The sequence below is a fragment of the Clostridium rhizosphaerae genome, from assembly GCF_016765585.1.
In the GTDB taxonomy this organism is placed as follows: domain Bacteria; phylum Bacillota; class Clostridia; order Clostridiales; family Clostridiaceae; genus Clostridium_AT; species Clostridium_AT rhizosphaerae.
On record NZ_JAESWC010000007.1, the window covers coordinates 134433 to 155715 of the forward strand.

Sequence of the window (21283 nt, forward strand, 5' to 3'; positions counted from 1 at the left end):
TTTTCTTTAAATATATACAATGCAAAATTTTTATTACATTATATACTACATCTCTATATTAACTATTTTTCTAATTATCAAAAATCCGAATATTTCACTGATAATAGATGCTGAAATCATTGCTATACCAGTTGGCGTTGTAAAAAGTACCATCATATACTTTTTATTAAACACATAAATAAATGCTCCTAAGAAAATAGGAATAAGCATCACTATAATACCTGATAATTTTCCCTGTGCAGTTAAAGTTCTAAGCTCTCCCTTTATCTTTTGTCTTTCTCTTATGGTTTCTGAGATATTATCCAGTATTTCAGATAGGTTCCCACCTATGTCCTTTTGAATTAATATTGCATTTATTATCAACCTTAAGTCTTCTGATTCCATTCTTTCAAGAAAGTTCTTAAGCGATTCTTCTTCTGAAATTCCAAGACTCATCTCCTTTAAAAGCTTTTTAAACTCCTTCGAAAATGGATCCTTTGTTTCCTCAGTAACTACAGCAACCGCCTGAAGAAAGGAATATCCTGCTTTTAGTGAGTTTGATATTATTGTTATACCTTCATTTAACTGATTGTCAAAAATCTTTATTCTATCCTTTTTTCTTTTTGATATTACAAACCTGGGTATATTCCAAATCAATATAAATACAATCAAAGTCATGAAATAATCTTTAGAAACTGCATATACCAAAAAAGAAACTGCTGATGATGTTAATATTTTAATAACCAAAAGCTCTTCTGCAGTAATTTGCAAATCAGCCTTCATAAGCTCATTTTCTATTTTTTTCGTTCTCTTCTTATTCTGCTTGGTCTCTGGCACCAAACTTGATAAAAGTTTTAACGGACTGGTCTTATGATTTTTATTGCTCTCAAACTTTTCCTTAAGCGTATAGTCTTCATCAAAATGCTTAAGCTTATCTATTGGTCTGTTTTTACTTATAAGCTTAAACAGTACAAGCGCCCCTAAAGCCCAAACAGAAAAAAACACTAATATAGCTGACAAATATATCATTTCATCACCCCCATTAAATTAACAGGTCAGACGGAACATTAATACCCTTTTCTTTAAGCTTTTGAACGAACTTTGGCATTATTCCGGTAGAAACAAATTCCCCTTTTACCTTACCTCTGCTGTCCAGCCCTCTTTGTTCAAATCTAAAAATGTCCTGAAGAACTATAACATCGCCTTCCATACCTTGAACTTCTGTTATATAGGTTATTTTTCTGCTTCCATCCATAAGTCTTGATTGTTGAACAATAATGTCAATAGCAGAAGCGACTTGGTCCCTTATAGCTTTTATTGGAAGATTCATTCCAGACATCAAAACCATAGTCTCAATTCTTGACAACATATCTCTTGGTGAGTTAGCATGCCCTGTTGTCAGTGAACCATCATGCCCGGTATTCATAGCCTGAAGCATATCTAGAGCCTCTCCTGATCGTACCTCACCTACAATTATTCTATCAGGTCTCATTCTTAAGCTGTTCTTAACTAATTCTCTTATTGTTATTTCACCTTTTCCTTCTAAGTTTGAAGGTCTTGTTTCAAGCCTTACTACATGTTCCTGAGAAAGCTGAAGCTCTGCAGCATCTTCTATGGTTACAATACGTTCATCATGAGGAATAAATGAGGAAAGTACATTTAGTGTAGTGGTCTTACCGCTGCCTGTACCTCCTGAAACAACTATATTAAGCCTACCTTCAACGCAGTTTCTTAAAAGCTCTGCCATTTTGGAATTCATTGTTCCAAACCTTACTAAATCTTCAACCTTAAAAGGATCTTCAGCAAATTTTCTTATGGTAATTGAGGGCCCATCTATTGCTAGAGGAGGGATTATAGCATTAACTCTAGAACCATTTGGAAGTCTAGCGTCAACCATAGGTGAGCTCTCATCTATTCTTCTGCCAATAGGCGATACTATCTTTTTAATAACATGAAGTACATGATTATCATTTTTAAACTTTGCATCTGTAAGCACAAGCTTACCTTCTTTTTCTATATATACATGCTCAGGGCCATTTACCATTATTTCAGTAACACTGCCGTCTGATAAAAGCCCTGTAATTGGACCAAAGCCAATAATTTCATCAAGAAGTTCTTCTTTAATTTTATTTTTTTGACTGTTGGTCATATTAAGGGATTCTTGCTCAATATTTTTAGCAATTATATAGTTTATTTTTAGTTTTAATTCCTCGTTCTGTTCAGAAATTTCATTGAAATCTATATCAAGTTCTTCAATTACTCTATTTTGAATTTTCATTTTAAGCTCAAAATAAGGATCTATCTCTTTTTCACTGGCCTTATTAGCCTTATTAGCCTTTTTATCTATATTAATCTCTTCAAGTCTTTTCATAAGAGACATAGTATCACTCTCCTAATAAATCCTTACACATCACTTCTACGGCTTTTCCAATTTTAGATTTGTTATATTTGCTAGCTTCACAAAATGGTTCTCCTTTATTAATCGATAAAGCAACTGTTTTTTCTTCATCATGAATCATTGCAAAAATATTGTCTTTAAATACTTCTTCTACATCCTTTTTACCTATTCCATAGCTTGTATTAAATTTATTAATAACAAGTTTTACCTTGTCCTTTTCATATCCAAGAGATTGCATAACTCTTAATCCAAGCTTAGTATTTTTAAGTGATATAATCTCCATTGTGGACAAAAATATTATTTTTTCAGAGTGATCCAAAACATATAATGTATTATCATTAAAATTAATTCCAGTATCTACAACGATAACGTCATATTGCTTCTTAACTTGCATTAATAGTTTTTCAATGCTTTCTTTACTAATATACTCTGCAGCTTCCGGCTTTGAAGGTGCAAAAATCATATCTAAATTCTCACTATACTTATATAAATAGGGTTTTATATTTTCAAAAGAGTCTATTTGTCCTTCATCAATTAAATCTAAGATAGTCTTTTGATTATATTTATTAACCATTATTGAAATATCCCCAAACTGTAAATCCATATCAATAAGAAGTATTTTCATATTGTTTTGTTTGCTGAAGATAATAGAACTGTTAAGTGCTAGAACGGATTTGCCAACACCACCCTTTGAACTAAAAAAAGTAATTATTTTTCCGTCTCTTAATGGTTCATTATTGATAAACTTTACTTGTCTTTCTCTGTATTTCTCATAAGTGCTCTTAATTGTTTCAACCAAAGAATCATAATCAAAAGGTTTAATAATATATTCCTTTGCACCGTAGAACATAGCCTTCTTAAGATACTCATTTTCAGCTTGTACAGACATTATTATAACAATTACATTAGGATAATCGTTTGTTATTTTCTCTGTTGCCTCAAGTCCATTTAAAACAGGCATATTAATATCCATTAATACTACATCCGGATTAACCATTGGTATAAGACTTAATACCTCTTCACCATCAGCTGCTTCTCCCACAACTTCAAACTGGTTATCTTCAAGACTTAGTATTTTTTTTATTACACTTCTTGTCTCATCTATATCATCTGCGATAAGCATCCTAATCTTATTCATGCAAAGCCCTCCTTTCAGTGGTGGAAAACTTGTTACTGCAATTTTGGTATTTTTAGAACTTCTCCAGTTACTATAGTATTTTCATCATTTATATTGTTTGCTTCCTTAATTAAAGTGTATTTTGAAGGATCACCGTAAACCTGACTGCTTATTTTTCGAAGAGTATCTCCTCTTTTAACATTGTAAGTTGTATATCCATCCTTGCTGGAAATGTTATTATTTTGATTATTACCTGTGTTTTTTTCATTATTTACTTGTGAATTTTCGCTTCCATCAACATTAACATCAAACTCTTTCCAGGTTGTACCTCCGGTATCCACAGTACTATCATCCTTTAAAGGTCTAAGAGCAAGTTTTATAGTTCCTATGCTTTCAGCTAAAACTATTTTCTCAAGGCTTTTATTTTCTACTGATAATGTTACCAAATAAACTGCCTGTTCCTTTTGTGCATCCTTGCTGTCTTTATTCGGTTCTCTATCAAGCTGCTTATTGACAGCCAAAACTTCAATATTCTGAAGTAGAATTTTTGCTACATCCGGTCTAGTTATTTTTGAACCGTCAGATTTCTCGCTCAAATAAACAACAATATCAACAAAGTCACCAGGCTTTATTAAATAGGCTACTCCTGCGTCCCCCATAACATTTACAGAAATTGCTCTATGATCTTTACTTATTTTTAAACTCAACTCTTCCTCACCTTCATTGATAAGCTTATCCTTATGAAAGCCTTCATTCTTCATTATTGTTTCCTTTGTATATTTTCCGATAATTTTAGAAGAATCATTAATATAATCACCAAAGAGTGTGCTGTCTGAAATCTGAACTTCTTTGACCATACTTTTATCTATAAGTGTTCTTGGCTGTATTGTTTCAGCAGCTACCAAAACACTTGTTTTTTTAGCTACCGTTTTAGGTGACTTTAAAGACTGTATATACATAAATATTGTCACTGCTGCCAACAGTGCTAATATAAATGATGCTATGATTATCTTTGAACCACTGCTTTTCATCTATGTCACATCCTTTTTATCTTACTTAGAAAGTTTAGCTCCGTATAATCCTGTATCACTTAAACTAGTATCTATAGGAGCATTTATAACATATTGAATAAACCTGCCACGAATTTCAATATTCCCAGATTTTTTATTTACATCCTCAACGTAAAATTCAGCAAAGCCTGAAACCTGTATCTGATCTCGACCATTTACCATAAAGTTATTTACTATTGGTATAGTCCAAATCCTTATAGAGTTTCTTGGAAAATTATTAAAGGTACTATTTTCAGAATTAACATAGTTTTTTATTTCATTTGCTGTTCCTGCCATATCTCCGGTTTCAGTATCTATATAATCACCAACTGTTATAGTTCCGTTATAACCGTAAAGTGCGTTATTCCTAAAAACATTATTCCCTGTTCCTCCAAGAGCAACAGTTCCATAGTTACCACTGTAACCATCCCCAGCTCCTGTCTTAAGTGTTACTAAGTCTCCATAGGAATAATTAAACTTTTGAACTGCAAATGGTCTTATTCCACCCTTTACAGATTTCACAGGTCCTATAATTGCACTATTACCTGCACTTACATTACTAGACTCTATTCCTATTATTGGAGCAAAAAGATGCTTTACATTTACTGTTCCTGCTATTTGAATGCTTTTTTTATCAGAAGCAATGCCTATTGCAGTATTATTAGGATCCACGCCATTTTTTCTTAAGTAATCCTGTGCCACAGCTACAGCTTTAGTCTCATTATTAGGAAGCTCCAAAGCTGCGGCTAAAGCTGCTGAATCCATTGCATTTGAAAGCTTTACTTTTTCAGTGTAGACCAGTCCTATATCTAACGCAAAAGCAGTAAACCCAAATATCGCAGTGATTAATATACACAATACAATAGATGCATTTCCTTTATTAGCTTGTTTTTTCATCATAATCATCCCCATCATTCTATTCTCATGGAGGTCTGTGAGCTTAAAATTATAGAGTTTTTAAATATGCTGCTTATTACTGGAATAGTCAAGTTATAGCTGTAGCTTACCTTAACAGTAAGTGTATCACCTGACTTTCTATTGGATAAAGCAGGGGTTATGGTTACTGTTAACTTGCTTGAATCAAGACTAGGTGAATCAGCTGTAATCAAATTCTTTATTTCAGAATCTGTGCTTCCAACTATTCCAGCTCTTGCCCCTTCTCTTGCTGCATACTGAATAGACAAATATGAATTTATCATCATTCCAAATTGTACAATTCCCATTATTAAAAGCAGTAATATTGGAAGTATAATTGCAAATTCCACAAGAGCTTGGCCTTTATTATTTTTTATAATTTTCACCTGTAACCCCACCTCATTTCAGTCGGAAACACTGAGCAGTTTAGCGTGCTCATCCCCATTCGCAAACTACCCGTTGAAGTCCATTTAGGACTTCAGTTCGGGGCAACCTAAACCCACTCATTGCCATTCGCTAGGTTGCCCGTTGAAGTCCATTTAGGACTTCAGTTCGGGGCAACCTAAAACTACTCATTGCCATTCGCTAGGTTGCCCGTTGAAGTCCATTTAGGACTTCAACCTCCTAAAGTTTCATTTATTCCAAAAATGCTCTAATCAAACATCTTATGATTAGAGCATTTTTGTGATTTAGAGGGTATCTTCAATTATTGCTTTTTTATATCTATTTTTAAGCTAGAAAAGTTTTTGCATAATCAATATAGCCTGTTGTTCCTCCCGTGGATGGAGAAAGCTTATCTATTATCTTTTGGAAAGTTGCTGATATTGCTGGTCCGAGCAACACTAGAACCGCAATGACAACTATTGCTACAAGTCCAATTATTAATGCATACTCAACCATACCTTGGCCTTTTTCGTTGTTTATTTTTGTTAAAGCATAGTTTCTAAATTTTTGCAGCACATTCATTCCTCCTTTATATTTTTTTATTCGTGGTTAGTGGGTTCTCTTTGGATTTTTCTTCTCTTCTTGATATTATTATAGCTAATAACACTTTATTGTGGCAGATTGCAAAAGTCATTTTCTTTCAAGTAAAAAAGTAATAAAAAAATAGGGACTTTCGTCCCTACTCTTCGGAGTATCTTTTTTTATAATATTCTTCTATTTTGTTTTCAATAGCAAAAATTGTTGCCTGAACTCTATCATCCACATCAATCTTTCTAAATAAATTGGTAGCATAATTTTTTATTGTTTTTTCAGAAAGAAATAGCTGCTCTCCTATCTCCTTATTACTTAATCCCTTAGAAATTTTAATTAGTACTTCAATTTCTCTCTTTGATAATTTGTCAAGCGCACTACTATACTTTCTATCCTTACTTTTTATGTCTAAAAAAAGCATGGATACTAAAGATTTATCAATATATTTTTCACCTTTATAAACCATCCTGATTGCGTTAACTATTTCAGTTCCTGCAGAGTCCTTAAGAACATATCCATCTGCTCCAATATGAATTGCAGCATGAATAGTATTTCTATCATTCTCAATAGTAAGCATAATAACTTTTATGGTTTCACTATTGTTTTTTATCGACTTCAAAACTTCTATACCATTTTTTATAGGCATATTGCAATCTAAAAGTACAACATCTGGAACAATTCTCTCTAAAAGAGAAATAACCTTGTCGCCATCTTCAGCCTCTCCAACAATTTCAATATCCTCCTCAAAGCTTATTATTCTCTTCAAGCCTTCCCTTATAATAGCATGATCATCTGCTATTAATACCTTAATCTCCCCTTTTATCATCCTTAATCACCTCACGATTGTTAGGAAGCTTAACAATATAATTAGTTCCTTCTCCAGCTGAGGATTTTATTTCAATTTCTCCCTGAAGCTGATTTACTCTGTCAAAAATACCAATAAGTCCATAGGATGCACCTTTTGTCCTAACATCTTTTAAGGTCTCCTCTACGTTGAAGCCGATACCATCATCAGTTATAACAAGCATTAAATATTTTGTTCCAAAATCAAGCTTTACTTCTGCATGTCTTGCCTTCGAATGCTTTTTAATGTTGTTAAACACCTCCTGAATTATTCTATATACCGCTACTTGAATAATAGGCTCTATCTCAGTTTTTATTGGTTTTAACTTAAGTTCTATATCTATATTTGATTCCCGAGTTATTGATTTTACAGTTTGCTGAATAGTTTGATTTAATCCCAGATCGTCAAGCGACATAGGTCTTAAATCAAAAATTATATTTCTGACCTCTTTTAAAGCAATTTTTATACTTTCCTTTAAATCTGCAATCTCCTTAAGTCCTTCTTCTACATCCTTTTTTATCACCATGGTACAAATATCTGCTTTCATAACAGCATTTGCCATATGCTGAGCTGGTCCATCATGTATATCTCTTGCAATCCTTTTTCTCTCATTTTCTTGTGCTTCCAATATTTTTATACCAAGAAACATTTCGGAATTATTATCTGCTCCTTCTAACGCTGAAAGAATATCACCTTCCAGATATCCCATAGCTATACCTATCTGGTTAACAACTTTCTCAGCCCCATCAATATTTTCCATAGTGTTTTTTACTGCTATTTCAAGCTGAGATCTCTTTTCTCTTAAAACTTTTTCCTCATTTATCTTAGTAAAATATTTAACTCTCATATCTGAAGCTTTTTCATACGCCTCTTTTATATCTTTTTCATTATATCTGTTGAAATTGGCAGAAACCTCTGCTAGTTTTTTTCTGGCAGCTTTCTCTTGCTTTTGAAGTTCGTCCACTTCCCCTATAACCTTTGTAGTTTCATTCTTTATTTTAATTAGCTGAAGTTTTAAATCTTCTTGTTCTCTTCTGATATTATCTACAATATCAAGTATTTGTCCCCTACTGGAGCTTATTTCCTCTATTATTTTGTTAATTATTTTATTAATTAAACTAATGTCTAATTCAGTATTGTTCATTCTATCAGCTCCTGACACAGCTTAGTTGTATGCAGTAAATTATTTAAAAATAAGAAATGAAATTATAGTTCCCAATGCTAAAAACGGTCCAAAAGGGATATAGTCTCTGCGCCCTTTTATCTTAAGTAAAAGAAGTACAATACTAATAATTGAAGACAATCCAAAGGCTAAAAAAATTGCCCAAATTGTTCTATATGCTCCTAAAAAAGCTCCTAGACCAAGCATAATCTTAATATCCCCGCCGCCTAAGGCACTAGGTATAAGTGCTATTAAAAATAGTATTAGTCCTCCTATAGACATGCCAAGTACACTATTTATAAATGATATATCGGTTAAAAAAGAAAATCCTAAACCGGCTATCAAAGTAATAATTGATAGCACATCTGGAATAATTTGATGCTTTAAATCATTAAAGGACATAATTATAAGAAGAGAAGCCATCACTATGCCTTTGACAAACATCAAACTAAGCCCAAACTTCAAAAACATTGCTAAATAAACTATTACAGTTACAAATACTAAGATAACTTTTTCCATTATACCCTCATTATTATATAATACATAATTTAATTATTGTGTTCAATTTCATTATACACGAAATATATAATATTATTTAAAATTTATTCATAATGTTGTCATCATACTGCAATACAACACTTTTATTATATAATTAACATAATAATAGAAAGATTAAAACTGCAAATCAGTTTCAACCGGTATTTAAATTACCCAGTGTTTCGAGTGAAGGAGGTTAAAGGTCTAAATGACCTTTAACGGGTAGTTTGCGAGTGATAACGAGCATCTTAAACTACCCAGTGTTTCGACTGAAAGGAGAAAAATAGTATGAATGAAGAAAAAGATATTACTACTAATGAAAATGTACAATCTAACAATATAGATATTGATAAAAAAGACACTGAAACTGTTGATACAATAAGTGATGTTTCAGCAGAAAATGATGTGAGCACAGTAAAAGTACGCACTATTTTAAAGCAGAGATTTAGAAAGCTTAGACCCAGCGTAAAGATGGCTATTCCAATTATTCTTGTAGGCATTATATGCTTTGTCGGAGGAATTATGGCAGACAGAGCTCTGATGTGGAATAGAGCAGGAAAGTTCCTTAAGGGCAGACCTGGCATAAGCAGGCAAATGAAAAAGGATCCTTTTAATAATAAGCAGTTTAAGAATAAAAATAATACTCTTCCAAATAAAAACAACAATAACAATAATGGTGGTACTAATAGCCAAAATAATGGGTAATACTTTTATTAAAAAAGGACTAAAACATGAAATTTTAGTCCTTTTTTAATTGCATATTTTTTCACAATCCACTATAATAACATTATATGGTTTTTTTACTAAAATAAGTGGGGGGTAGAACAGATATGGATAATAAAAAAGAACAAAAATTAGGTGGAGGCATATTGACTGTATCAATTATTCAGTTAGTAATATATGCTATTGCTATAATCGGACTTGGAGCAATGGTTTTTGCTAGAGATAAATTTGAAGCTCAGTTTTCTGCAATGAACTTACCTTTACCTACACAAAACCAAAATATAACATCACTCGTTATATCAGTAGTGTTAGTAGCCGGTATTATACTAATTTTATGCAAGAAAGCAGTTGGAGTTTATGCTTACTTTATATGCACAGTATTAGATATTGCTTTCTCTATTCTTGACAATGGATTTAAGACTTCAATGATTATTAATTTTTTATTTCCTATATTAATGGGAATATTCATATACCAAAAGAAAGATCTCTTTGGATTTGGAAATAAAAAAACATCTGAAAACATATCTGAATAAAATAAAATTCAGCCATAAATATTTATATATTTATGGCTGTTTTTATTTTAAAAGCTGTATTTGACTAAGAGATTTTCTGCTGAGGCTTTTAAATCATCTAAAGTACCGTCATTTACTATAACTTCATGACATAGATTTTTTATTATATAAGGAACATCTACTTCAGTATTGTGTTCTGAGCTGCTGTTCTTAACCACTTCTATTCCATCTCTGGTTATTAGTCTCTTTTTTCTTACCTCATCACTAACCTTCACACCCACTATAAGATAGTTCTTACTCTTCCAATATTCAAGGTCTGTTAAAGTACGTCCTCCTACAATAAGTGATAGTTCATCATTTCTCATAATATTAAGCTGCTCGAGAATTGAATTATTAAAAGCCTCTTCATCTAAACTGCTGTTATTCCAGCCATATTTTTTCTGTCCATTTTCATATATAAGAGCAAGTATGTAATCACACATAATATTAATATCTAATTCTCTAAATCTATCAGCAATGGTTTGACCGATGTGTCTTTCCTGACCTCTCCACCTTTGATTAACTTTAGATACCTTCATCATTTCTCTGCACAATAAACTTATTTTATATATCTTGGCATTATCTCTCAAAATGCAGAACTGATCTGCCAAGGCATCTTTCCCTGCTCCCATTTCACCAAAAATTACTATACCGTTATAAACCTTATCCATTTGCTCCTCCAATATTTTTCTGAAAAGTTTATTATTCAATAGAATTTTATCATAGTGCAGTATAAGAATCTATAGAATTTTCATTACAAACCATAACTTGCTCACGACTCAAAATACTGAATCTTCATCAGTTTTTGAGCATATATAAGTTAATAGTTGAGTTGAAAATTCTATAATATATTGTAATAGCTAAACATCAATGCTAAATTTAAAATATAACTAGCATTGATGATAATTAAATTATTTCCGCTTAGGGGGGACTTAGTTTGAAAAAAAGAAATTATTACTTACTCTTAATTATAGTTTTTGGTGGTTTTTTAGTATTTGGATTTTCTGAAAATATAAAAGGACCTGCTATTCCTAAAATGCAGGCTGATTTTTCATTAAGCGAAATGCAGATTGGCTTGCTTCTAGCTCTTAACTCTCTTGGATGTCTTTTAGCTTGCAGTTTTACCGGCTTTTTAACTAAAAGATTCGGCATAAGATTTTCAAGTCTTTTGGCCTTTGGGAGTATGGCTCTTGCAGGGGTATTTATATACATTTCAGCAAGCTACAGAACCCTTTCTGCTTCTTATTTTTTAATGTACATAGGAAATGGAGTGCTGGAAATAGCTCTTGGAGTTCTAGCTGCCAGAGTCTTTACTAAGAATACAGGAATGATGATGAATTTATCTCATTTTTTCTACGGCCTAAGCTCAACGGTAGCTCCTATTTTTGCCACAGCTCTTATGGGAGCTAAATTTTCAGGTAAAGATATAGGCTGGCATGGAATGTATCTTATAATGCTTTCACTATCATTGCTTCCTTTTATCATTGCTCTATTTACTAAGTTTCCTGGAGATGATATTAAAGAAGAAGAACGTATGCCATTTAAGGAATATATAAAAGATCCGTCTGCCTGGCTTATAGTAATTATCCTTTCCTTTGGAGTAATTTCAGAGCTTTCAGTTGGAGGCTGGCTTGTCAACTTCCTTGAAAAAACCTATTACTGGAATGTAAATACCGCGTCGAAACTTTTATCTGCATTCTTTTTAACTTTTACACTTTCAAGGCTTCTTTTAGGGCCTCTTACTGATAAGATTGGTTTTGTAAAATCACTCATTATTTTTTCTGGTGTCTCAGGCCTCTTAACTTTAGCTGGTATATTTATCGGCAAAAATGGAGCCTTTTTATTTGCTCTTGCCGGTGCAGGCATAGCACCAATATATCCAACTACTATGGCCTTTCTTGCAAAAAGATATCCTAAAGACAGCGACACTGCCATAAGCTTTACTGTAACTTTGATGGGTATAGGAAGTGTCATCGGAAACTTTTTAGTAGGCTCAATAATTGATTTATTTAAAAATATATTTACAAACAGATATGGAATAGAAATTGGTATGGCATCAGGAATGAAAGCTGGTTATTCCTTCGTAGGAATTTGCGCACTGCTGTGCTCTTTAACAGCAGTTTTGCTTTACAGAACACTTAAGCGAAGAAATGAAGTAATATAGTAAAATTGAGAAATAAATTATCACAAGCTGTGGTGAAAAGACCTTAGAGCCTAGTGTAGAAAATAATATTTTACTTTATGATAACTTTGCGTATGTTCTAAGGCTTGCAGTACTGAAAAGCTAAGAGCCTCTAGGAATTCGCTTTGACTTCTTGTTTCTTCAATAGCCGCAGGCTTCAAAACATCTTTAATAAACTTAAAATACTTCTAGCTTGCTCAGAAGAGAGGCTCTAAGCTTTTCAGCATTGCTTCGCCAAGAACATGGGTAAAGTTATCAGCCAAATTAAAATATTATTTTCTACACCTGCTCTCGGTCTTTACGCCCAGCTTATGCAGCGTTAGCTCGCAATTATAATTATCTACATCACTTACTCAAGCTTATATTTATAGTTAAAACTCTTGGCTTTGTTAAAAGCTACTAATGGCATTTTTATTGCTAACTATTTAAATATAAACCTATAAAAATATTTAAATAGTTACTTGAGCCGTGCTGGTTTGCAGTAGATTTGTTTTCCGCAATATCAAAAAATATACTTATATCAAAATTATTATTAAATAGCGATAAGCTTTTAATGTTTAAACTAATTAACTAAAGATCAACAAAAGTATTATAGGCTTGCTTTAAAGTCTGTAGGGCAGTGTGGAAAATAATATATAAGATTAATTGAGTACTTTGACCATGTTCTTGGTGAAGTGAAGTCATAAAACTTAGAGCCTCTCTTCTGAGCTAACAAAAGTAAAATATGATATCAGCATTTATTATAGAAGCTTCGCTTTAAAGATAGCGAGAGTTCAAGCGAATTCTTAGAGGCTCTTAGTTTTATGGCTTCACGAACCTTAGAACAGTCGCAAAGTAATCACTAAGATTATATATTATTTTCCACAAAAAGCCCTGCGGACTTTAAAGCGAAGCCTGCAGCAATTTAGTCCTCTACTTAACAATTAAACCTTAAAGAGTTGTTTCTGGTTTTACATTATCATTATTTCTGCTGTATTGTACTTTCTCAGCATAGTGAGCTATTTCTCCATTATCACTCATTTTATGACCAATTGCTTTTCTCTGAGTATTTGTTAATCTAGATCTATTTTTCACAGGTTTCACTCCTTTCCGCAGTAAAAAAACTATAAGTACGTTCTTTTCCCATACAGAAATATGTTTTCCTGTGAATTGATATTTATTCCTATGAACTTGCAGATGAAGCTGCTGCAGCACTCGCCGCACAAGCCGCTGCTATTGCTGCCTGCTGCTGAGCTATAATTATAGCATTTATGCTGTTGCTTAAAGTTATTTGAAGAACACCTTTTTTTATCTCATCTACATAATAATCTGATACTAAAGTAGCACAAAGTATAACTTTGGTATTCTTATCAATACCCCAAAATCCGTAGCCATCTTTGTCTGAAATATAATCAAAAACTTCCTTTATTTCACTTACTGTTTTAGAAACATCATTAGTAATAAGTGCTAGCAAGCCTAAAGTTGCCAAACCAGTATACTGAAGTTTGCAATTAACTTCTTTAAGATTTTTATATAGACTTACCGCTTTGCTGCATTTCTCTTCCACATCTTCTTCACCGATTGCCAGGATATGAGATAAGGTTTGCAAATCATTACCTTTATAAAAACCTTCTTTATTTAAAAAACTGTAACATTCTTCTATTTTCTTTGAAGTAGCCTCCACCTCAAAGTCCGTAGTTGCTAAAACAGCAGCAAACACGTAATCATCTGAAGAAGTCAGCCAATAATGATTTTCTTTCATTTTATCAAAAAACTTTTTTGTCCTTTGAATTCTATAACTCCACTCATCAATTGGCACTTGTTTCACTATTGTATAAGCCGCTAACGGTAGCTGAGGACTTCTTTTAAAGCCTGCTTCCTTCATCTTATCATAAGCATTTAACATGTTTTCAAAAAAACTTTTATAATCTTCTTCAAAGGCTAAAAGATTTACAATAAGAAACTCACCAGTTCCTCTAAAATATGATGTCCAGCTTGTTTCTTCTTTTATATATTGTTTAATTTCTTTCAGTTTATCTATATCAACTCTTTTATCTTTAGTGGCATGAACTAAAGCACTAAAATGCTTAATTAAATTGGCTTCCCATTTAAAGCCTGCCTTAAGGTCACTATAATTGTCTACCATTAGATCCACTTTCTGTTTTAATTCTACATTCATAATTTTCTCCTTTCACTCGAAACACTGGGAATCTTAGAGTGCTCATTTTCATTCGCAAGATTCCCGTTGAAGTCCATTTAGGACTCCAACCTCCTATAATAAAAAAACTTATAACAGCGTTATGTATAATCCTATTATAAGTTTTTCATTACTATATTTCAAGGGAGTTATTAAATATTTTCTTTCATATCAATACCTTCTAAAAGATTTATAAAGTCCTCTTCACTTTTCTTTTCCAAGTACATATTAAGAAGAGTTCTGGTTGACATTTTATTAAAGCCTTTAAAGCCATTATCAAGTATCTCAGTTAATACATTCATAAAAGTTTCATTGTCTTTATTGACATCTTTAAGTATTTTATCTGCCATGTCTTTAGCTAGTGCTTCCTTAATGCTTTCTCTGAGCTTTTCTGTATATTTCCTCATATATTCCTGATCTTCTTCCGGGTATTTAGAAAATTCTCCAGATAATATATCCTGAATGTTAAACATAAATTATTCACCTTCCTGTCCTAGGATTACAAGTATAAGTTTTAGCAACAATCATTCTTTGTTATATCTAAAATACTACTAAATACTTTAAACCTTTAAATACTTCCATTTTCCTTTAAGCATTCTAGACAAATACATAAATGACCTGGAACTAAAGTCTAAAAATATTCCTATCATTACTGCAGTCATCCCAATATGAGCCCACCTTATCAAAGCAAAGCTTACAAACACTCTAAAAGTCCATAACCCCACAAAGGAGGATACCATAACATAATTAATATCTCCAGATGCTTTAAGAGTTGCTGAGCATACATTTAAAATAGCAATTAGAGGCTCAAGTATTCCAAAGGTACGTATAAGACTCATTGATTCCTTTATAACAAGGGGATCATTTGAATACAAACTAGCAAGAGGTCTTGCAAAAATCACCATAAACATTCCTAGAATAAAAGCCATAAGCATAGTTATTTTTAAACTCTCATAGGCATAGTTTTCTGCTTTTTTATAATTTCTTTCTCCCAGACTTTGACCAACAAGTGTTGTATTGGCAATTGCAAAACCAAACACCGGGAAAAAGGCTAAAGAGTTTACATTGATACCTACTTGATAGGAAGCCATAGCCACAGTTCCAAGTGTAACAATTATAATTTGGACTAATAAAAATCCACCCTGCATAACAGCCTGCTCTATAAAAGCCGGGATTCCTATATTAATAATTCTTTTCATAACATTAGTTCTAATACTATAATCATCCTTAAGACTTAAATTAAGCTTAAGTTTTCTTCCATTATATAAAACAATCAATCTAATAATTACGGCAACAACTCTTGAAATTGTAACAGCAATAGCTGATCCTATAACTCCCAAAGCAGGTATATGAAGAATCGGCATACCAAATATTAATATTGTGTTTAAAATAATATTTATTATATTTACGACTCCAGTAATAACCATTGGAGTTTTAGTATCTCCTGCTCCCCTCATAGCTCCAGATATAATAATATCAAGAACAAAGAAAGGTAAGTTCAAAAGTGTTATCCCGAAGTAGCTTATACCTAAATTGATAACGTTAGAGTCGGCTCCTCCAAAAAATAGCTTTAAAATAGATACTGAGAATATTTTTCCAAATAACGCTAAAGCAAGTCCTATAACCAAAGCCATATAAATAGATTGTATTAAGGCTCTTTTTGCTTCTTCCTTGTTTCCTTCTCCAGTTACTCTGGCTATAATAACTGTAGTACCCATGGACAAACCTGAAAAAACAGTTTGTAAAAATCCCATAAGCATATTGACCATACCTACTGCTGCCACTGCATCGGTTCCTATTCTCCCCATAAATATAGTTGAAACCATACCAACCATCATTTCAAGAATCTGCTCTGTTATAGACGGCCAGGCAAGTTCTATTATTTCTTTATCTGCTTTTTTATCTAATTTGAAAGTAAATTTTTTCACTACTGCTCCTCCTGCTAGCTGATTTTTATTTTTTCTTCTTTTTCTTTGCAATAGAATAGCCAAACTTCCCTAAAGGGTTATTGCTTAATGCAAAATACTCGCCATGAGAATAAGCTATCAAATTAGCCTTTTCTAGATGAATTTTTCCTTTGTCATCTATAATATTTTCATCAACAGATATAGAAACTACTTCAGCCAAAAACAGGTCATGACTTCCTAATGGAGTAATGCTTTTAAGTTTGCATTCAATATTTACAGGACAGTCCTTCAAAGAAGGTACAGCAATTTTCTCTGAATCTTCAAGCTGAAGTTTTAGCTTTTCTATTTTGTCTTCTCTTTTACCAGAAACAACTCCCACGTAATCAACTACTTTTGTCATAGCTGAAGTAGGCAGGTTAACTACAAATTCCTCTGTATCCTTTATATATTCGTAAGACAATCGTTCAGGCCTTATGGCAACTGTAATCATAGGAGGTCGAGTGCAGGCAGTTCCAATCCATCCAACAGTAAATACATTTACCTTGCCCTCTTTATTTTGACTTGTTATCATAACTGCTGGTACAGGATTTAATATAGCACTTCCTTTAAAAGTTATTTTACTCATAGTTGTATTTCAGCCTCCAAATTCTTATAATTATACACATGATTATAATTATATCGTTCTTTAAATATATTTCAAATAAATATATGGAGGTCTGCCATGACAGAAAGTAATAGTATAAAATTATTAAAACCAAAACTTTCAAAAGTTTTACCTGAAACCAACTTATCTTCAGAGGATATTTTTAAGGAAGCTTCTTTTTCTTCTTCTTTTATAAAGGACTGCTGCATCGAAAATCTTGATTCATCACATGTTTCCTTTGATGAGATTATATTTAAAAATGTAATATTTAGAAATGTATCACTTAACAACCTGGAACTTACTGATGTAAGATTTGAAAACTGCGATTTATCAAATGCAGACTTAAGAGAAGCTTCAATTCATAGAGTTGAGTTTATTAACTGTAAGCTTGTGGGGACTAACTTAAGCGATTCTACCCTAAGAAATGTAACTTTTAAAAACTGCAGTGGAAAATATGCCCTATTAAGGTTTGCAGATTTGAAACTAGTTTCATTTGACAGCTGTCAAATTCCTTCGTCAGACTTTGAAGAAAGTCAATTTTCCAAAGTAGAATTTAAAAATTCAGATATGACTCAATGTCAGTTGTCTGGCGTAATGCTAAAAGGTATTGATTTTTCAACCTGTGAAATTGATGGTTTAGGTGCAAGAACCTCTGATGTATATGGAGCCATAGTTACAGATGCACAGGCTATCTCCCTCGCAAGACTTCTTGGCATTGTGATAAAAAAATAGTAATTTACTTTTTTAATTGTTTACATACTAAAATTTAGGAAATACAAAATTTGGATTTGATTTTGAAATATGGTATAATAACTGTGGATTAATTTGTACATTTTTAGAGGAGGGAATAATCTATGACCCTTTCATCAAATTTTGATACTCTTAGAAAATCAGAGCTAAGCTTTAAGAGTATCTTTAAAATACTGTGTCAATACAGTGAAATTACAGCAGGAGAATTTATTGATAATAACAATATAGTAAAATGGTCCTTTAAGGATTACGAAACAAAAGTGTATAAGGCTGCTTCAAAAATTTCACAATTAGCTGGAGAAAGTAATAAGGGAAAATACATAGCATTAAAAATGCCTAATTCTCATTTATGGCCTGTAATGTTTTGGGGAATACTGGCTGCTGGATTTAAACCCATATTGATAGACAGCACACTCAATGAGGAAATGACTAGCTTTCTTGTAAAGCAGTCAAATTCAATTATGGTAATTAATAATCCAATTGAATTTGAAAATGAAGATACGCTGACCTCTCCGGATTGGTCAGATGAGGTTGCATTATGCACTTCTGGTACAACCTCTACCTCAAAAATATTTACATATTCAGGAGAAGCAATCTGTTATCAGTTATTTAATCTTGAAATACTAACAGAGAACAATAGAATGAATGCTGTTCCTGGGGATAGGGTATTAGCTTTTCTTCCTTTCCACCATGTGTTTGGATTTATAGCTCAATATCTCGTATATTCTTTTCTTGGTGCAGCTATGGTTTACTTAAAAGATAGAGCTCCTGAAACTATTATGAAAGCTTGCAGGTCTCATCAAGTAACTCATATAATAACTGTACCTCTTCTGCCAAACAACCTCGTAAACAGTGTTGTAAAAAAGATAAATGATGCTTCAGAGCTAAATCAGCTTATGTTCAAGTCCATGCTTAGCACAAGTTTATCAGCTCAGCGAGTTAACTTTAACAACGGGATTAAATTATCACAAAAGCTTTTTAAAAAGCTTCAGGATAATCTCCTAGGTCCGCAAATTAAGATGATTATAAGCGGTGGAAGCCGTATACCTTATGAAACAGTTCGATTTATGAACGCTATTGGTTATTATGTTGTTTGCGGATATGGAATGACTGAGATCGGAATAGCCTCCTGTCAGGGAGACTATGATTTAAACAAAAGATTAAACGGCTCCTCAGGTAAAAAATTCAAGCACCTTGAATATAAGCTTTCCGAAGGTGACAGCGAACTTCTTGTAAGAGGAAAAGCAATGCATACCGGTATGCTAGTTGACGGTAAAAAGATCTCTCCTGAGACTGAAAATGATGGTTGGTTTAAAACTGGAGATATAGTAAATATCGATGAAGATTCTCTTTTCATTCAAGGGAGAGTAAAGGACATAATTGTTAATGAGTCAGGCGAAAATGTTTATCCTGATGAATTGGAAGACTATTTTTCCAAGCTGCCACTAGTTAATTATATATCTGTCCTTGGTACAAAGAAGGACAACTCCTACGAAAACATAACACTTATCTTAAACATGGATAAGCCTAATATGAATGAAGATAACTTTAGTAAGCTTGTTGATGCCATAAACAAAGTTAATGGCACTCTTCCTATATTAAAAAAGGTAAATAAGGTTTTTGCAACTTCAAGCGAGCTTCCTTTAGCTAACGGTATAAAGGTTAAAAGAAACAAGCTTAAGGAGTTAATTGAAAATAATAGAATAGATTTGGTTGAATTAAATTTAAAAACAAAGACATTCACAGCTACTGAAGCTGTAAAAGGCCTTGAGCCAATGGCTTTAGAGTATGAGGATGATTTAATAGAAATTAAAGCTAAGGTCAGACAGTGCTTTGCAGAAGCTTTATCTTTAAAACCGGAAAACATAAAGGATACTGACCATTTTATAAATGACTTAGGCGGAGACAGTCTTTCAAGTATAAGCCTTTTAACAAAAGTTGAAGATTTATTTGGTATTGTTATACCTGACTCTGAATATTATAACTGCAGCAGTGTTAATGATCTTTCCTTATTAATTTTAAGGAAGACAAAAGGCGCTATTATGCTTGATGAAAGTGCAGCAACTTCTCCTATTTCTGAGACAGAAGTAAAAATAATAAAAAGCTTTGAAGATTCCAGAGAATATAATAATTTTCTTCCTCAGCAAAAGATTGCCTCTGGTGAGACTAATCCTTATTTTAAATGCCATGATTCAATTATACGAGACAAGTCCATGTTAAATGGAGAAATAGAAGTCTTAAATTTTGGTTCCTATAATTATATAGGAATGTCAGGTCATCCTGAAACAGTTAAGGCTGCTCAAGAGGCAGCAGCTAAATATGGAACTTCTGCCAGCGGAAGCAGACTGCTCACTGGTGAAAAACATTTATACAAGGAATTAGAGAGAGAAATAGCATCATGGAAGCATACTGAGGATTGTTTAGTTCTAGTAGGCGGACATTCAACCAATGTAACCTTTGTTGGCAACTTCTGCAATGAAAGAGATATTATACTTTATGATGCTTTAGCTCATAATTCAGTAGCACAAGGTTGCCAGCTTTCAAAAAGCGATTCTAAAGCCTTTCCTCATAACGATTATAAGGCATTAGAAAATATTCTTAAAAATATAAGAACTAAATATGAAAAAATCCTTGTTGTAATTGAAGGTGCCTACAGTATGGATGGAGATATAGCTCCTGTGCCTGAATTTGTGCGCCTTAAGAAAGAATATGGGTTTTTCTTAATGGTAGATGAAGCTCACTCTGCCTGTGTTATTGGCGAGCATGGCGGCGGTGTAGATGAATATTTTAATCTTGAACCTGATGATATAGATATAAAAATGGGTACCTTATCTAAAGGACTTGGTACCTGCGGCGGTTACTTAGCAGGTAAAAAATCACTAATAGAATATTTAAGATATAATGTTCCCGGATTTGTATTTTCAGTTGGGATAAGCCCTCCAGTTGCTGCTGCTACTCTTGCTGCTGTAAAACTAATACAAAGGGATAACTCTGCTGTGAAAAGACTTCATAAAAATATAGAAATTTTTATAAAGGAAGCCCATAAAAGAAAGCTTGATACCTGTTTAGCCGCTGAAACAGCTGTAGTTCCAATTTTAGTTGGAAATGATAATGCTGCCTTTATCTTAAGCCATCTTCTGCTTGAAAAAGGTATTGCAGTTCCTCCTGCTGTTTATCCTGCCGTTCCAAAGGATAAAGCCAGACTAAGATTCTGCGTTACCAGCGAACATAAAGAAGACCAGATAATCAAAGCTTTAGATGTATTAGTTGACCTGGCTAAGGAGAATAATATAGATATACAATTTAATAAATAATTATTATAGGTAGCTTGTGAAGATCATAAGCTACCTGTATAGTTTCAATTAGTAAATCGCT

At 32.7% G+C, this 21283-nt stretch carries 21 protein-coding genes; 5 read left to right on the forward strand and 16 right to left on the reverse strand.

Translation table 11 applies throughout. The features are described from left to right. Positions 1–45: 45 nt before the first annotated feature. From JK636_RS12505 to JK636_RS12550, 10 genes are all read right to left on the reverse strand, one after another. On the reverse strand, positions 46–1008 hold the full coding sequence (locus JK636_RS12505; RefSeq protein ID WP_202749346.1) for a type II secretion system F family protein: 963 nt from the start codon (positions 1006–1008) through the stop codon (positions 46–48). Positions 1009–1021: 13 nt separating this feature from the next. Beyond that, a complete protein-coding gene (locus JK636_RS12510) occupies positions 1022–2359 on the reverse strand; it encodes a TadA family conjugal transfer-associated ATPase (protein ID WP_202749347.1) in 1338 nt (445 codons plus the stop codon). 4 nt (positions 2360–2363) lie between these two features. After that, positions 2364–3515: a CpaE/TadZ family protein gene (locus JK636_RS12515; RefSeq protein WP_202749348.1), complete on the reverse strand. Its 1152-nt coding sequence runs from the start codon at positions 3513–3515 to the stop codon at positions 2364–2366. A gap of 32 nt (positions 3516–3547) precedes the next feature. Next, complete coding sequence (cpaB, locus tag JK636_RS12520; protein WP_202749349.1) at positions 3548–4525, reverse strand: Flp pilus assembly protein CpaB; 978 nt, start codon at positions 4523–4525, stop codon at positions 3548–3550. A 21-nt stretch (positions 4526–4546) separates the two neighbouring features. Continuing rightward, positions 4547–5443 carry a pilus assembly protein TadG-related protein gene (locus JK636_RS12525; RefSeq protein WP_243428220.1) on the reverse strand — a complete coding sequence of 299 codons (897 nt, stop codon included), beginning with the start codon at positions 5441–5443 and terminating at the stop codon, positions 4547–4549. Between the two features lie 11 nt (positions 5444–5454). Beyond that, complete coding sequence (locus JK636_RS12530; protein ID WP_338025773.1) at positions 5455–5844, reverse strand: TadE/TadG family type IV pilus assembly protein; 390 nt, start codon at positions 5842–5844, stop codon at positions 5455–5457. A 343-nt stretch (positions 5845–6187) separates the two neighbouring features. Then, complete coding sequence (locus JK636_RS12535; protein WP_338025774.1) at positions 6188–6418, reverse strand: Flp family type IVb pilin; 231 nt, start codon at positions 6416–6418, stop codon at positions 6188–6190. 163 nt (positions 6419–6581) lie between these two features. Then, on the reverse strand, positions 6582–7259 hold the full coding sequence (locus JK636_RS12540; RefSeq protein WP_207751746.1) for a response regulator: 678 nt from the start codon (positions 7257–7259) through the stop codon (positions 6582–6584). Next, positions 7240–8421 carry a sensor histidine kinase gene (locus JK636_RS12545; RefSeq protein WP_202749352.1) on the reverse strand — a complete coding sequence of 394 codons (1182 nt, stop codon included), beginning with the start codon at positions 8419–8421 and terminating at the stop codon, positions 7240–7242. Before JK636_RS12545 ends, JK636_RS12540 begins: the two co-directional genes overlap by 20 nt. A 39-nt stretch (positions 8422–8460) precedes the next feature. After that, complete coding sequence (locus JK636_RS12550; RefSeq protein WP_243428221.1) at positions 8461–8958, reverse strand: prepilin peptidase; 498 nt, start codon at positions 8956–8958, stop codon at positions 8461–8463. A 306-nt stretch (positions 8959–9264) separates the two neighbouring features. Between JK636_RS12550 and JK636_RS12555 the strand changes: the two genes are divergently transcribed. Together JK636_RS12555 and JK636_RS12560 are read left to right on the forward strand one after the other, a co-directional pair. Then, complete coding sequence (locus tag JK636_RS12555; RefSeq protein WP_202749353.1) at positions 9265–9681, forward strand: hypothetical protein; 417 nt, start codon at positions 9265–9267, stop codon at positions 9679–9681. 125 nt (positions 9682–9806) lie between these two features. Next, on the forward strand, positions 9807–10232 hold the full coding sequence (locus tag JK636_RS12560) for a hypothetical protein (RefSeq protein WP_202749354.1): 426 nt from the start codon (positions 9807–9809) through the stop codon (positions 10230–10232). Positions 10233–10279: 47 nt separating this feature from the next. Here JK636_RS12560 and JK636_RS12565 read toward each other — a convergent pair whose 3' ends face one another. Further along, a complete protein-coding gene (locus JK636_RS12565; protein WP_202749355.1) occupies positions 10280–10921 on the reverse strand; it encodes a hypothetical protein in 642 nt (213 codons plus the stop codon). 266 nt (positions 10922–11187) lie between these two features. Here JK636_RS12565 and JK636_RS12570 point away from each other — a divergent pair, with 266 nt between their 5' ends. Further along, complete coding sequence (locus JK636_RS12570) at positions 11188–12414, forward strand: MFS transporter (protein ID WP_202749356.1); 1227 nt, start codon at positions 11188–11190, stop codon at positions 12412–12414. 948 nt (positions 12415–13362) lie between these two features. Here JK636_RS12570 and JK636_RS12575 read toward each other — a convergent pair. From JK636_RS12575 to JK636_RS12595, 5 genes are all read right to left on the reverse strand, one after another. Then, positions 13363–13506, reverse strand: a complete 144-nt coding sequence (locus JK636_RS12575; RefSeq protein ID WP_202749357.1) for a hypothetical protein — start codon at positions 13504–13506, stop codon at positions 13363–13365. Positions 13507–13594: 88 nt separating this feature from the next. After that, positions 13595–14590, reverse strand: a complete 996-nt coding sequence (locus tag JK636_RS12580; protein ID WP_202749358.1) for a DUF4003 family protein — start codon at positions 14588–14590, stop codon at positions 13595–13597. A gap of 170 nt (positions 14591–14760) precedes the next feature. Continuing rightward, entirely contained in the window at positions 14761–15081 is a 321-nt protein-coding gene (locus JK636_RS12585) for a hypothetical protein (protein ID WP_202749359.1), read from the reverse strand. A gap of 87 nt (positions 15082–15168) precedes the next feature. Beyond that, entirely contained in the window at positions 15169–16536 is a 1368-nt protein-coding gene (locus tag JK636_RS12590; RefSeq protein ID WP_202749360.1) for an MATE family efflux transporter, read from the reverse strand. A gap of 25 nt (positions 16537–16561) precedes the next feature. Continuing rightward, positions 16562–17140: a flavin reductase family protein gene (locus JK636_RS12595; RefSeq protein WP_202749361.1), complete on the reverse strand. Its 579-nt coding sequence runs from the start codon at positions 17138–17140 to the stop codon at positions 16562–16564. A 96-nt stretch (positions 17141–17236) separates the two neighbouring features. Between JK636_RS12595 and JK636_RS12600 the strand changes: the two genes are divergently transcribed. After that, positions 17237–17890, forward strand: coding sequence for a pentapeptide repeat-containing protein (locus JK636_RS12600; protein WP_202749362.1), 654 nt, complete (start codon positions 17237–17239; stop codon positions 17888–17890). Positions 17891–18012: 122 nt separating this feature from the next. Then, positions 18013–21222 (forward strand): aminotransferase class I/II-fold pyridoxal phosphate-dependent enzyme, encoded by a 3210-nt coding sequence (locus JK636_RS12605; RefSeq protein WP_202749363.1) that lies wholly within the window; start codon positions 18013–18015, stop codon positions 21220–21222. The last annotated feature ends 61 nt before the right edge of the window (positions 21223–21283 follow it).